Genomic DNA, 14,064 nt, shown 5'->3' on the forward strand with positions numbered 1-14,064 from the left:
TCCCCGCAATGACGGCACATCAAGCCTGCTGGTCCTGCGGCTCCTCAATGACGGTAGACACCTGCCTGAACCTCGCAACAGGATTCTCCACCACACCAATCGCCGGCACATCAAAAGGATTGGCCCTGTCGCGCAATTTCCTGCTGTTCAATATCTGCATGCGGTTCAATGCATCAGGCGCAATGGTACCAGCAAAAAGATCATACCGTTTAAATTTCTCCGCCAGTTCCGGATGCTGCTGCTGGTATTCATTGATACATTCCGCTACCAGCTGCCAGAACCCTTGCTCCGGCAGGTCATGCTGTTCTGAAAGAATAGCAGCAATAAAGCGGAAGATGCCGTCAAACAACTGCGTAAAGATGGGACGCGTGCGGAACTCCCCGGGTACTTCCACCTGTATACGGCGGGCGTTCTCAGGAAGAGAGATACTCGTGTTCATCAGCGTTACTTCTTCCCCGATGTCTTTCATGATGGCGCGTACAGGCACATTATTTTCCAGCACCAGCACAATATTCTCCCCATGCGGCATGAACACCATATCGTATTGATAGAAGCAATGCAGCAGCGGGCTCATATAGCAGCGCAGGTATTGCTTTACCCATGCCACTGTAGACAGGCCGGATGCTTTCACCAACTCTGGCAACAGTGCATCGCCATTGGTATCGGTATGTAACAATGCCGCCATAGTGCTGAGCCGCTGCCCGGCTTTTAATTTAGATACCGGGCTTTCCCGCCAGAGAGCAGCCAGCATCTTTTTATACGGGCTATCCACCTGCAGCGCCGCTTCGTAGTATTGATTGGTATAGCCTACAGCCGCTAATTCGCGCAGCACGCAGAAGCCGTGCTGCTGCAGGTAAGGATCTTGCTCCACAACGGAATATACCCACGCATTAATCGCTGGCGTTGTCCGCATGAAGTAAGGGGAGAGGATACGCACATAGCCCATGTTCAGAATAGCCAGGGCGGTCTTTACATAATATTTCTCCGGCTGGCTGCTATTGTAGAAAGTCCGGATAGATTGCTGCGGCAGGTATTTATCCTCGCTGTAACCCAGGCATACCAGGCGATTGGCGGCAATGTCCGGGGCAAGGATGTTCAGCAGTTTGTTATACCACTGCCAAGGATGTACAGGCATGAAATAATAATCTGCAGGCTCCAGTCCTTTGTTACGAAGGATCTCATTGAAGCTGTCAAGATCCGCTGCGCTCAGCTCATGTTCCAGTAATTGCTGATAGGCCAGCCCTTCGATGCTGCTGAACTCCGCCCTGCTTTTGTGCCCTGCCAGCCATACCAGGCTAAGCGGATTGGCCGCTTCCGGCGCATATTGCGCATAGTCGTCCATATCGAAACCGATGCGGCCATTATTGATAATAAAGCGGGGGTGGCCGGTCATGGAGCGTTCTATAGTTTGATAATCCGCCAGCACGAGTTGTGCGGCAGACAATGCCTTACTGCCATGGATATACGCGCTGGCATAGAGGGTACCTGCCACTTCTTCCATATAATCCGGCAGGGCCTCGGGGGCAATGCCGATCTGTTCATTCAGTTCGATGATACAGCTCACGGCTTCCAGTCTGGCGGTATCGCCGGCTACTATTTTTTCTATGGATGATGGATCTACCACCCAATGCTGTAAACTCATCACTTTTGCTCTAAAGCGGTACTCCGTTTGAAGCAGTGGGATACGGAGGCTGTAATGGCCCCATCCATCCTGCACTGATTCCAGGGCCGGCTGTAAGATCCCTTCATGCGACAACTCGCCGATTATTTTGCTGATATGCAGGCGGGTCACTTTTTCCCATATTGCCGGTTGAAGATGGGCAATCGGTAATATATTGGTCGTCTTCATTTTTAAAGTTTTAAAGTTTGATGTTTGAGGTTTGAGGGTTTGAGGTTTGAAGTTTGAGGTTGGTTGGATGTTATAAGTTCAGAATAAGTATGCTGTTTAAGTTTACTCGTCCTGAACCTTCAACTTTTAACGAACCTCAAACTTCAAACCTCAAACTTCAAACCTCAAACCAATACAGGTCTTGGTTTATAAACGGTCATCGGGTTTTTCAATGTTCCTGCAAACTGCTGGCTCTTGAACGGGTTATACATATGATCCACCATTTTCCGGTTATTGCGGATCTGCAGGCGGTTCAGGCAGGTTTTGGTGATCTCCGGCGCGAACAGGTCGATACGGTCAAATTTATCCTGTAGTTCCGGGTGCTGTTGCTGGTAAGCCAGGATGCAATGAGCTACCAGCTGCCAGAACTGTTCTTCGGGGAAATCAGCATGTTCTACCAGGATGTTTTGCAGGAAGCGGAAAAAGCAGTCGAATGCCTGTGTGAAGATGGAAAGGATGCGCAGCTCTTCGGCTACATTCATGTAGATCTGCTTCACGTTATCCGGCATGGGAATGTCTTTGTTCAATACGGCTATTTCTTCGCCAATGTCTTTCATGATAGCGCCCACGGGGATATGATCTTCCAGGATCAGGATCAGGTTCTCGCCATGCGGCATAAAACGCATGTCGTGATAGTAGTAACAATGCAGCAGCGGGCTTAAATACACATCCAGGTAACGCTGCAGCCAGGCGCTGGTGCTCAGTCCGGAGGCGCTGATCAGCTCAGGCAGGAGGGCATTGCCATAACTGTCTACATGCAACAGGGCCGCCATGGTCATTAATCGTTGCCCGGGCTGCAGCCGGTGCTTCGGGCTCTCACGCCAAAGGGCAGAAAGCATCCCATTGTAGGAGGAATTATCATCTTTAATAATGCTTGCGTAATGTGGATTGGTATAACCAACAGCCGCCACTTCCTGCAGCAACACAAAACCTTTCCTCTTCAGGTAGATATCGCTTTCTACTACGGCATTTACCCATTCGCTGATAGGTGGAGCGGTGAGCACAAAACTCGCATGTAATCCCCGCATGAAGCCCATGTTGAGGATAGACAGGGACGTTTTGGTATAGCGCCTTTGCGGTGAGCTTACGTTGTAGAAAGTACGAATGGATTGCTGCGGCAGGTACTGATCTTCCCCGTAGCCCAGGTATACCAGCTTCCTTTCGGTAATATCTTCTGCAAAGAGCTGCGCCAGCTTGTTGAACCATTGCCAGGGGTGAATGGGGATGAAATAATAGTCTGCCGGCTGCAGGCCCAGATGGTTTAGTACACCGTTAAAAGATGCCAGGGTATCATCGCCCAGCTCTTCCCGGATTAACTGATCATAACTGAGATCCGTCACGCCTGCATAGCCTGTTCTGCTGCGGTGTGCCGCCACCCAGATCAGTGCAAACGGATCGGCTGCTTCAGGGGCATATTGGCGATAATCCCCGGCATCAAAACCGATACGGCCGTTGTTGGCCACAAAGCACGGATGTCCGGCCATCATGGCTTGTTCTATCACCTGGTAGTCTGATATGGCCAGCTCCCTGGCAGTAAGCTTGTTATAGGTGTGCATGTAAGCGCTGCCGCAAAGGGTGCTGTTGATCTCTTCGAGGTACACCGGCATCACGGTTTCGCTGATACCCATGGTTTCGCGGAACTCGATGATGAAGGGAATAGACTCCGGCGGAACGCTTTCACCATTCACGTATTTCTCAATGGATGCAGTGTCAATATACCAGTGATCCAGGCTCAGTATCCTGGCGCGGAAACGGTATTCGATGCCGGGGATGTCTGCGGGTAGTTTGTAATAACCCCATCCGTTCTCACTGTGTTGCAGCTGCGGATGTATGATCAGTTCATGGGCAAATTCACAAAGGATCTTGCAGAGATGCAGCCGGTTCACCTGTTGCCATATTGCCGGCTGCAGGTGAGCAACGGCTTGTTCCGGGGAAATGTTTATAGGAGGTTTCATTATTTTTCTTTTTTATTTTTTACTTTTTATTTGGTAAAGGCAGATCCGTGCCGTTTAATTATACCCAGTATATCGCGTATATCCTGCAGCGTTGTGATCGGGTTCAGTAAGGTGAACTTCAGATAAAAAGCCTCATTCACCCGGGTGCCGGCTACAATGGCCTTCCCTTCCTGGAACATTTCTTTCTTGATATACTGGTTCAGTTTATCCGCGGCGGCATTATCTGCAATACCGGCCGGGAGATAGCGGAATACCAGCGCACTGAGATCGGAATGGGTCAGCAGCTCAAAATCAGGATCTTTATCAATGATAGCAGCCGTTTGCTTCGTCGTCTCGATGATGGTGTCGATATAAGCTCCCAGCTGTTGCTTACCCATCAGGCGCAGGGTACACCACAATTTCAGCGCATCAAAACGACGGGTGCTTTGGGTGATGGTTTTGTTGATCTGGTTCAGTCCTTCAAAATCATTCTCCTGCGGGTTCAGGTAATCTGCATGATGCGTGATGAGGTCCAGGTACTGCCGGTGCTTTACCAGCAGGGCGCTGCTGCTGATCGGTTGGAAGAATGCCTTATGATAATCCGTGGTAACGGAATTGGCTTTTTCAATGCCATTCAGCAGATGACGGTATTTAGCGGAGAGCAGGAGCCCGCAGCCATACGCGGCGTCTACGTGGAACCACAGCTTATACCTGGAAGCTATTCTGGCAATAGCCGCCAGTGGATCTATGTTGCCGAAATCAGTGGTGCCTGCGGTGGCCACTACGGCAATGGGCAGGTTGCCCTGTTCGAGCTCTTTCTTAACCGCTTGTTCCAGTTGCGAAGCGTCCATACGGAAGCCGCTGTCTGTCTTTACTTTCACGAGCGATTGTTCTCCCAGGCCCATCAGCGATACGGTATTCTGAATACTGAAATGGGTCATTTCGGAAGCGAAGATCCTGAAGCGGGAGGCCTCTGGCGGCAGGCCATGTTTGCGGATATTGTGATGCAGGTATTCACGTGCGTAATAGTCTCTGCCCAGCAGGAGGCCCATCAGGTTGCTTTGTGAGCCGCCGGCAGTAAATACGCCGTCTGCATCGCTGTTAAAACCGATCTCGTTGCAGGTCCAGCTGATCAGCTTTTGTTCCATCAGCGTGCCGCCTGCGCTTTGGTCCCAGGTATCCTGGGAGGAGTTGATGGCGGCGATCAGTACTTCTGCCGCCAGTGCGGGGATCACTACGGGGCAGTTGAGATGGGCGATATAATGGGGGAGATGAAAAGCCGTTGCATGATGTACGTATAATGTTTCCACTTCGCGGAAGAGGCTCTCGTAATCGGGCAGGGGCGTATCAAATGCCACCTGGTCGAACAGCGCTCTCAACTCCTTAGGTGTAATACCGCTGAAGGGCTGGCGGTTGTTTTGCAGGAAGGCGCTCACCACCTGGCGGGCGCCCGTAATGGCGGCATGATATTCTGCCGCGGCGCCTTCATGAAAAATGTCTTTATACCGGTTGGCAGCCACAATGGCCGGACCGTTCTTTTCAGGAGCTATAAGGTTTGCTTGCATAGTTGCTTTTGTTTGAATGAAGTGATGATTCGTGTGCGGCATATTGTTCGCGGGTGCAGAAAGCCAGGTAAGCTGTTTTCTGCGGCAGCTGTATTTCCTGCAGGTATTCAAATCCTACGCGTTTGGTGAGCACATGCATTTTTTCATTGCGCACATCCGGCTCTACGATCAGCCTGTCCACCGCAGGATTGGTGAGCATGAAATCGATGATCGTTTTCAGGATATGCAAAGTGAAATGATGGATAGGTGTTTCTACCGGCGCTACCAATAGGTGGAGCCCGTAATCGCCTTCCTGTGCGTCATAGTATTTGCCGATAGGATCGTTCACGGCCCGGTAGCTTTCCCATAAGAAAGCAGGGCTGCCGTTATAGAAGCCCATGAAGGCGTGCGAATGTTTGCCCTGCGTAATAGCGGTGTAGGCCGCTTTTACCTGCGCAATGGTGGTATGCTGCATCTGCCAGTATTTGGCATAGTCGCGGTTCACCCAGTTGTGGATGAGGGCGATATCTTTTTCTATCTGCAAAGGGCGGAAAGAAAAAGTGCCCAGTGCAGGCACCTGTTTGGTATAAAACCCTTCAAGGGTTTCAAACCCCTGGAGGGTTTTCGCGGCAGCATATTGCTCCCGTGTACAGAAAGCCAGGTAGGCCTGCTTTTGCGGCAGGTCGATGATCTTCTGGTAAGCAAAGCCTGCACGTTTGTTCAGCACATGGATCTTGTCGTTACGCACGTCCGGTTCTACTACCAGCCTTTCTACCGCCTGGTCTGATAGCATGAAGTCGATGATCGTCGTAAATACATTCCAGGTGAAATTGTGGATGCGCTGATCTGCAGGCGCCACCAGTATATGAAAGCCGTAATCGCCTGGCCTGGCGTCGTAATACGCGCCCAGCGGATCGTTCATCACCCAGTAGCATTCCAGCAGGAATGCAGGCTGGTGATTATAAAAGCCCATGAATACACTGGAACCTTTTGCCTGTGTGATCTTCGTATAGGCGGCGCGTACATCCTCCAGCGTGGATCCCTGCATCTGCCAGTAGCGGGCATATTCCCTGTTCACCCAGTTATGGATCACAGGAATGTCTTCCTCCATTTGCAGCGGGCGAAGAAAAAAAGGGCCACTGCCAACCGGAGTTGTCATGAATGTCATGTTTCCCATAAAATTGTTTTTATTAACGGGCCTGCGGGTAGATCTTTCCGTAATGTTCTTCCATTACCAGGTATGGATTTTTCGGGTGAACAACTGACTGGATATGGAGCAGGCTTGCTTTGCTCATCATGCGCAGCATCATGCGGCGTTCGCAGGGCACCATCTTACCGTTCTCATTTCTGAAACCGGCCGTGAAAGCATTGCGCCCGTGTGCGCAGAGATGATTGTTCACAAAGATCAGGTCACCTGCTTCGGGTATAAAGCCATCGTAGATCAGCGTACGTGCTTCCTGCCAGAAGTTCACCAGCTGTTCCATGGCTTCTTCGCTCTGTCCGGCGTCTTTGTTATAGATCTGTTCTGCAGCATCAAAACGGATGAAAGGCGCTTCCGGGTTGCCGTATAATATGGAAGTCAGGGTACCTTCGCCGATAGCTTCTTCCTGTGCATAATTGGCGTCCTTCGGGCATTTGTAAATAGGTGCGAAGAGCGGCTGCAAAGCAGCGCCCGGGCGGCCATGCGAACGGATGGAATACAACATGGAGGGCACCTGCTCTTCATTGCGCACATACAGGAAGCTCAGGAAATCTGCGGGATTAAAAAGGAAGGCGTCTTCCGTGTGTACAAACAGCTCTGTTTTTGATCCGGACCCGGTTTGTGAATAGGCCATTTCTTTTTCCGGGATGATCGCGTGCAGCAGGCCACCGCCTTTTCGCTGCGCAAAGTATTCTACCGGTTTTGAAGGTACGGCGCCATGCAGCAGGGAGGAGATAAATCCGTACTCCAGCATCCGTTCTTTATCCATCTCCCGCCAGCTGGGCGGCGTAGGGCCTAATGCGGTCTGGTCTACTGCTACCAGGCCTTTCAGGATAATAGCGCCGTACTGGCGTGGCGAAAAATCAGTACCCATCTGCATCAGCAGCCTGGCAATACGTTCCGGTAACAGCCTGTATGCATTTAAATGCAACATGGCAATGTATTCCGGGTTTTCGTAGCTCCCGTATTTTTCTTTCAGGGCTTTTCCCATGCGGGTGATCTCCGCTCTCTCATCTGCCGTGATGATAATGACCGGGGGCGACATAGGGGGCATGATCCCTATATCCTGTTCCTGTTTCAGGTTAACTTCCTGAACTATTGTTTGAGTTTCCATGGAAGTGTAAAAGGGTGTTAAGGGTTTTTAATAAAGGTCTCTTAGCTGGTAAGAAGTGGCGGATACTTCAACCGGCAATTAGTGTGTCTTTTACGGTTTAATGCCTGCAAAGCTATCCGGAAATTGTATGGGTGTTAGATCGAAAAAGGAAATTGATTTACGCAAAACGGAAGAACGGCTGCTGATGAAGCTCTTGATTTACAGGGATGTATTTTTTGCGCCTTCCTGTGAATGTATTGTAAATAAAGGCTTAGCGCGATGTATGATGGTGTTGTGAATGGAAAAAAATATTCCTTGTACAGCGTGATGAATATTTTATGGTTTAGAATTTATAAGTATATTAGAATGATAAACCCTCAACTTTAACCCATAACCCACTATGCTATGAAAAAACTATTAGCATCCCTCTGTTTCACTTTTTCCATGATCCTGTTCTTTTCATTTAAGCCGGTGCCGGCTGAAAAAATTGTTGCCCGTAAACTGATCGTCCTTCCCCCGGGAACAGGCGTAGGCTACCAGGATACGGACCCTGTTTATTATTATACTTTCTGGGCAGACCTCTCCGCTACTTCTCCCTATCCCTTAACGGCTATTACTGTTCAGCGCAAGATAGGAGGGCAGGTGCTGACCGTGCAAAGTTTTTCCGGAACGGTAGTGAGGTCTGTATTGGGCCGCTATGCCATCAATGGTACTGCTACGGTCACCTTTGATGATAACGGCACAATTGTGACAAAGAGTTTGACGGGGTTGATACAGGGCGGGATTATTCCGTAACACTACGAGGGAGAGACAGGTCTTCATTCTCCGTCATTGCGAGGAGCAGTAGAGGGAATGAGCGCGGGGCGACGAAGCAATCTTTTAACACAATCCGGAACATAGGAGATTATGTAGAGGCTTGTACTAAAAGATTGCCTCGTCGCCCTTCCCACTTGGCTCTGCTGCTCCTCGCAATGACGGTCATTCACCTATGCTTCCCTGCCGTTCTGCAATGTTGCCATCCACCTGTGCTTCTCCCTGCCGCTCTTCCCACTTCATCGATTTATCCTATCTTTATCAAAAAAAAGATGGAGAACAAAGGGCTGCTTTTTATTCCCGATATAAGTGGCTTCACCCGTTTTATCAACGAAATAGAGATCGAGCACAGCCGGCATATCATCCAGCAGCTGCTGGAAGTACTGATCAATGCCAATAATATAGGCCTGGAAATATCCGAGATCGAAGGGGACGCCATTCTCTTCTACAAGTTCGGGCAGCCGCTCGAACTGGAAGCGATCTACAAACAGGTAGAACAGATGTTCTGCGCATTCCACCGGCACATCAACGCTTACAATAACCGCAAGATCTGCCAGTGCAGGGCCTGCGTATCTGCAATAGACCTTACGCTCAAGGTCATCACCCACTACGGCGAATTCACCACCTATAATGTAAAGAACTTCAGTAAGCTGATCGGCAGGGACGTGATCGTTGCACACCAGCTGCTGAAGAATGATATTGACCAACATGAATACTGGCTGGTGACCGATCCTCTTCTGCAAGATAAGAATACACCGCCTGCAGAACTGCCTAAATGGATGATATGGGATGCCAGCACTAAAGATACAGAAACAGGTACGATCCCTTTTCACTATACCCAGTTAACACAACTCAAAAACGAGTTGCCTGCAGAACCAGACCCGCAGCAGGAACTGTCCAGTAAGGTAAAGATGGTGTCCGTGTCAAAAGAGTATGATGTGGATATTAAAACACTCGCCTTTACCGTAGTCCATTTCGAGTTCCGGCACCTGTGGCAGATAGGCATCAAAGAGATAGATGAGGTAGAACATTTCCTGCCGGGAATTGGCAGCCGTCACCGTCATGTGCTGGACAACGGGCAGCAGGTAATGATGTTTATCAGCAGCTTTGCCTACAACCCCGAAGAAAAGATCGTCTTCAGCGAAACAGACGAAAAACGTAAGCACTCCACTTATTTTACTATTGAAAAAGTGAATGCAAACAGGACCCGCTTAACCATCGACTTCTACCTCCAGAAGAATCCCGTCCGCCAGTTCCTCTTCGGACTGAGTGAGAAAAGCAAAATGGAAGAACGCTTACGGCAATCGCTCCAGAACCTGGAACCGATCGTCAAACAAATGGTATTGCCATTAGAATTCTAAAAAGTTTGAGGTTTGAGGTTTGAGGTTTGAAGTTCGTTAAAGGTTGGAAGTTGCATGTTCAGGATAAGTATACCAATACAGCATACTTGTTCTGAACATGCAACTTCCAACGAACCTCAAACCTCAAACTTCAAACTTCAAACCTCAAACCTCAAACTTCAAACCTCAAACCTCAAACCTCAAACCTCAAACCTCAAACCTCAAACAGCCTTATCTATTCCGCCCGCAAACTCTTCACCGGGTCCATCACCGCTGCCCGGAAAGCCTGGTAGCTCACCGTCATCAAAGTGATGATCAGCGCCCCGACAGCAGCCGCTGCAAAGATCCACCAGGATAACTGCGTACGGTACTCATAGTGCTGCAGCCACTGGTGTAACAGGTACCAGGCCAGCGGAATAGCAATAGCGCAGGAGATCCCCACTAATCCTACGAAATCTTTAGACAGCATCTTCCAGAGGTTGAACACAGAGGCGCCCATTACTTTGCGGATGCCGATCTCCTTGGTACGTTGTTCCGCCACGAAGGAGGCAAGCCCGTATAATCCCAGGCAGGAAATGAAAATAGCCAGGATGGCAAAGATAGTAGCCAGGTTACCCACGCGTTCTTCATCACTGAATTTTGCGGCATACTCATTATCCACGAATTTGTATACAAAGGGACTGCCCGGGTTATATTTTTTGAATACAGGTTCTATTTTGGCCAGGCCTTCCCGCATAGGGATACCAGGCTTTATACGTACCGTCATCAAACGTGCCCAGCTAGGGTTGAGATGGAAAATGGTAGGCCTCACCGGTTCATAGGGAGATTCCATCACCAGGTCTTTCACCACGCCTATCACCAGATGATCCTGGTCGCCCCATCGTATCATCTCGCCAACAGGATGCTTGAAGCCGGTGAGCTTCACAGCCGATTCATTCATGATAAAGGCGCCTGTGTCTGAAGCGAAGCTGCGCGAAAAATCGCGCCCTTCCAGGATCTTCCAGCCAAGGGTACTGCCAAAGTCATGCGATACAGCAATGGTGCCGGGGCTCACTACCAGCCCAGGGTCTTTGCCTTTCCAGCTAAGAATATTATTAGACCATACTTCTGTAGGCGCGCTGTTGGATTGCGCCATATCCGCTACCGCGCCGGTAGCTAAGAGATCGTTGCGGATGGCGTCGTAGTGCCCCTGGATGTCCGGCGTATTCATATCAACAGTGATCAGCCCTTCGCGGGTGTAGCCCACCGGCCGCTGTTGTGCATGCCGGATCTGCCGGTAAACGATCAGCGTGCTGGTGATCAGGGCAACAGAGATCGTGAACTGCGCTACTACCAGTACCTTGCGGGGCAGGCTGGCAAAACGTCCTGCACGGAAAGTGCCTTTCAGCACTTTAACCGGCTCAAAGGCAGAGAGGTAAAAGGCCGGGTAACTGCCGGAGATAAGCCCCGTGATGAAGGCAAAACCTAATATCAACAGCCAGAAAAGCGGAGTGCTCCAGGGGATCCTCATGGTCTTATCCATCAGCCCGTTGAAGAAAGGCAGCGATAGCTGTACCAGTACGATAGACAATACCAGGCCAACCAGTACTACGATCATAGATTCGCTGAGGAATTGGCCGATCAGTTGTCCGCGGAAAGAACCGATCGCTTTACGGATCCCTACTTCCCGGCTGCGCTTTTCGCTCCGCGCAGTAGAAAGGTTCATGAAATTAATACAGGCCAGCAGCAAGATGAACACGCCGATCATGCCTGTAAGCCAAACCATGCGGATCCCGCCGCCTGTCACCTGGCCGTTCTTAAATTCATTATATAAACGCCATTGGCTCATGGGGTGCAGCTGCATCTCTTCTTTTGAGAAGGAGATATGTGGCGTTGGAACACTTTTGATTTTAGCGCTTACTTTCTTTACATCGGCATGATCATTCAGCTGCACATACAGCTGGCACATATGGTTTTCCCACTGCGTTTGCGCGTCTTTTATCCAGCTTTCCGTATTAGTCACGTAGGTGGTCCATGGCAATATTACTTTCAGATCGTTGAAGGTGGTATTATGGGGTAGGTCCTGGTATACGCCGCCCACTTTCATATCGAACCTGTTATCAATGCGCAGCAGCTTATTCAGCGGGTCGGTATCGCCAAAGAGCGCTTTCGCTGTTGATTGTGACAGGAGGACAGAGCGCGGGTCTTTCAAAGCCTGCCGGTCGCCCTCCAGCATTTTTAATGAAAACATTTCCGGGAACGCATCCTCCGCCCACATGCCTGTTTGCGACAACTGCCTTTCGCCTACGGCTAATATATGCGCCGCGCGCCAGGACACCAGGGATACGTGTTTGAAATCGGCCGCGTATTTGTTATGCAGCTCATATCCCATGGGCTGTGAAACCGTGCTGCCGGTAAAGATCCTGCCTTCCGCTGTTGCATCCACCATTACCCGCGCCAGCTGTTTATAGTTGCGGTGATAAGTATTGAAAGACACTTCATCCCATACCCATAATCCGATGATCAGGGCCGCCGCCATTCCAGTGGCCAGGCCAACGATGTTGATGATAGAGTAGATCCGGCTGTTCCGCAGGTTACGCCAGGCAACCTTTATATAGTTTTTAAGCATAGCACGTTGTTGACAGGGCTAGCGGCACGAAGAGCATGCCAGCCTGAGATGTTTGTAGTGTCCAGTAAACTACATATATTTTTATTTTAATAACTGTCCGCTTTCGATACAGGGCTGTCCGCTTTTACGATGATCTTTTCAACAAACTATTTTGAGCATTTCAACAAAGCCTGCAAGCGCCAAAGTGAAGACCTTTGTATCACTAAATTATTCAACAATGAAAAAGATAGATCAGGTGTATATCAACGGCGCTTTTGTAAAGCCGCATGGAACAGCAACCTTTGAGCTGGTTAGTCCGGTCACCAATCAGAAAACAGGAGAAGTGATCCTGGCTGATGAAGAAGACACCCGGGCAGCGATTGCAGCAGCAAAGCAGGCATTTGTTACATTCTCGAAAACCACACGGGAAGAGCGGATCGCCTACCTGCAGGCCCTGCAGCAGGCAGTGAGCAAACGGGAAAAAGAACTGGTGAACGTGATGGTGGAAGAGTATGGCGGCACCCTGCAATTCTGCAGGATGAGCGTACAGTTTACCATTAGTGGTTTTACCTCTATGATCGAAACACTGAAACAATTCGATTTTGAGAAAACCATGGGCCAATCAAAAGTAAGATTAGAGCCGGTGGGCGTAGTAGGTATCATTACACCCTGGAATGCCAGCAACGGTTTTATCTGTGGTAAGCTGGCCACTGCTATTGCTGCCGGTTGCACTGCAGTGATCAAACCGAGTGAAATGAGCGCTGCACAAACACAGCTGCTTACAACATGCTTACATGAAGCAGGTTTGCCTAAAGGTGTTTTTAACATCGTAACCGGCCTGGGTAATGTGGTAGGAGCAGAGATCACCCGGCACCCGGATATTGCCAAGATCTCCTTCACCGGTTCTACCGTAGTAGGTAAAACCATCGCCCGCTCAGCGGTAGATACCATGAAACGTGTTACGCTGGAACTGGGCGGTAAATCACCCAACATCATCCTGGAGGATGCTGATCTGCAGAAAACCATACCGATGGCCGTCTTTGGCGCTTATATGAATAACGGGCAGGCCTGTATTGCGCCTACACGTTTGCTGGTGCCGGAGAACAGGCTCGAAGAAGTGAATGCATTGGCTGCCGCTGCGGTACAGCAGGTGAAAGTGGGCAATCCCGGCGATGAAGCAACGAATGTAGGGCCGATGGTCAGCAGGAAACAGTATGAGCGTGTGCAAAATTACATCAGGCTGGGAATGGAAGAAGGCGCTACCCTGCTGGCCGGTGGAGAAGGTAAACCGGACGGACTGGAAGACGGCAACTTTGTAAAAGCCACCATCTTTACCAATGTGCGGAATGATATGCGTATTGCGCAGGAGGAGATCTTCGGACCGGTACTGTCCATTATCCCTTATAAAACAGAAGAAGAGGCCATTGCGATCGCTAATGATACCAGCTACGGGCTGGCAGCTTATATCAGCTCATCCAGCTCCGAAAGGGCCAGGCAGGTGGCCGCGCGCATTGATGCGGGCAGGGTATGTATCAATGGTTTCTCCCATGATCCGCAGGCGCCCTTCGGTGGATTTAAACAATCCGGTATTGGCAGGGAGTACGGTGTATACGGACTGGAAGCCTACCTGGAGCCTAAAGCAATTCTCGGATGATCCGCGGCAC

Annotated in this window: 9 protein-coding genes; 3 read left to right on the forward strand and 6 right to left on the reverse strand. The window is 50.0% G+C overall.

Annotated features, from left to right (window positions below; all coding sequences use genetic code 11):
- Positions 1-19 precede the first annotated feature (19 nt).
- The 5 genes from ACR9Y8_RS30470 to ACR9Y8_RS30490 all read right to left on the reverse strand — a co-directional run bounded on the left by ACR9Y8_RS30470 (position 20) and on the right by ACR9Y8_RS30490 (position 7,681).
- Entirely contained in the window at positions 20-1,849 is a 1,830-nt protein-coding gene (locus ACR9Y8_RS30470) for an IucA/IucC family protein (RefSeq protein WP_481217082.1), read from the reverse strand.
- Positions 1,850-2,013: 164 nt separating this feature from the next.
- Positions 2,014-3,843 carry an IucA/IucC family protein gene (locus tag ACR9Y8_RS30475; RefSeq protein ID WP_481217083.1) on the reverse strand — a complete coding sequence of 610 codons (1,830 nt, stop codon included), beginning with the start codon at positions 3,841-3,843 and terminating at the stop codon, positions 2,014-2,016.
- A 26-nt stretch (positions 3,844-3,869) separates the two neighbouring features.
- A complete protein-coding gene (locus tag ACR9Y8_RS30480; RefSeq protein WP_481217084.1) occupies positions 3,870-5,387 on the reverse strand; it encodes a pyridoxal phosphate-dependent decarboxylase family protein in 1,518 nt (505 codons plus the stop codon).
- Positions 5,362-6,543, reverse strand: coding sequence for a GNAT family N-acetyltransferase (locus tag ACR9Y8_RS30485; RefSeq protein ID WP_481217085.1), 1,182 nt, complete (start codon positions 6,541-6,543; stop codon positions 5,362-5,364). The genes ACR9Y8_RS30480 and ACR9Y8_RS30485 overlap by 26 nt, the downstream gene beginning before the upstream one ends.
- A 13-nt stretch (positions 6,544-6,556) precedes the next feature.
- Complete coding sequence (locus ACR9Y8_RS30490; RefSeq protein ID WP_481217086.1) at positions 6,557-7,681, reverse strand: Fe(II)-2OG oxygenase family protein; 1,125 nt, start codon at positions 7,679-7,681, stop codon at positions 6,557-6,559.
- A gap of 384 nt (positions 7,682-8,065) precedes the next feature.
- On the opposite strand from ACR9Y8_RS30490, the gene ACR9Y8_RS30495 reads away from it, so the two are divergent.
- On the forward strand, positions 8,066-8,455 hold the full coding sequence (locus ACR9Y8_RS30495; protein WP_481217087.1) for a hypothetical protein: 390 nt from the start codon (positions 8,066-8,068) through the stop codon (positions 8,453-8,455).
- Positions 8,456-8,745: 290 nt separating this feature from the next.
- A complete protein-coding gene (locus ACR9Y8_RS30500) occupies positions 8,746-9,834 on the forward strand; it encodes a DUF2652 domain-containing protein (protein ID WP_481217088.1) in 1,089 nt (362 codons plus the stop codon).
- A 214-nt stretch (positions 9,835-10,048) separates the two neighbouring features.
- Here the strand turns inward: ACR9Y8_RS30500 and ACR9Y8_RS30505 are convergent, their stop codons facing one another.
- Positions 10,049-12,421 (reverse strand): ABC transporter permease, encoded by a 2,373-nt coding sequence (locus ACR9Y8_RS30505; RefSeq protein ID WP_481217089.1) that lies wholly within the window; start codon positions 12,419-12,421, stop codon positions 10,049-10,051.
- 217 nt (positions 12,422-12,638) lie between these two features.
- Between ACR9Y8_RS30505 and ACR9Y8_RS30510 the strand changes: the two genes are divergently transcribed.
- Entirely contained in the window at positions 12,639-14,054 is a 1,416-nt protein-coding gene (locus ACR9Y8_RS30510; protein ID WP_481217090.1) for an aldehyde dehydrogenase family protein, read from the forward strand.
- The last annotated feature ends 10 nt before the right edge of the window (positions 14,055-14,064 follow it).

It is taken from the genome of Chitinophaga sp. SVR4-12A (assembly GCF_056754765.1).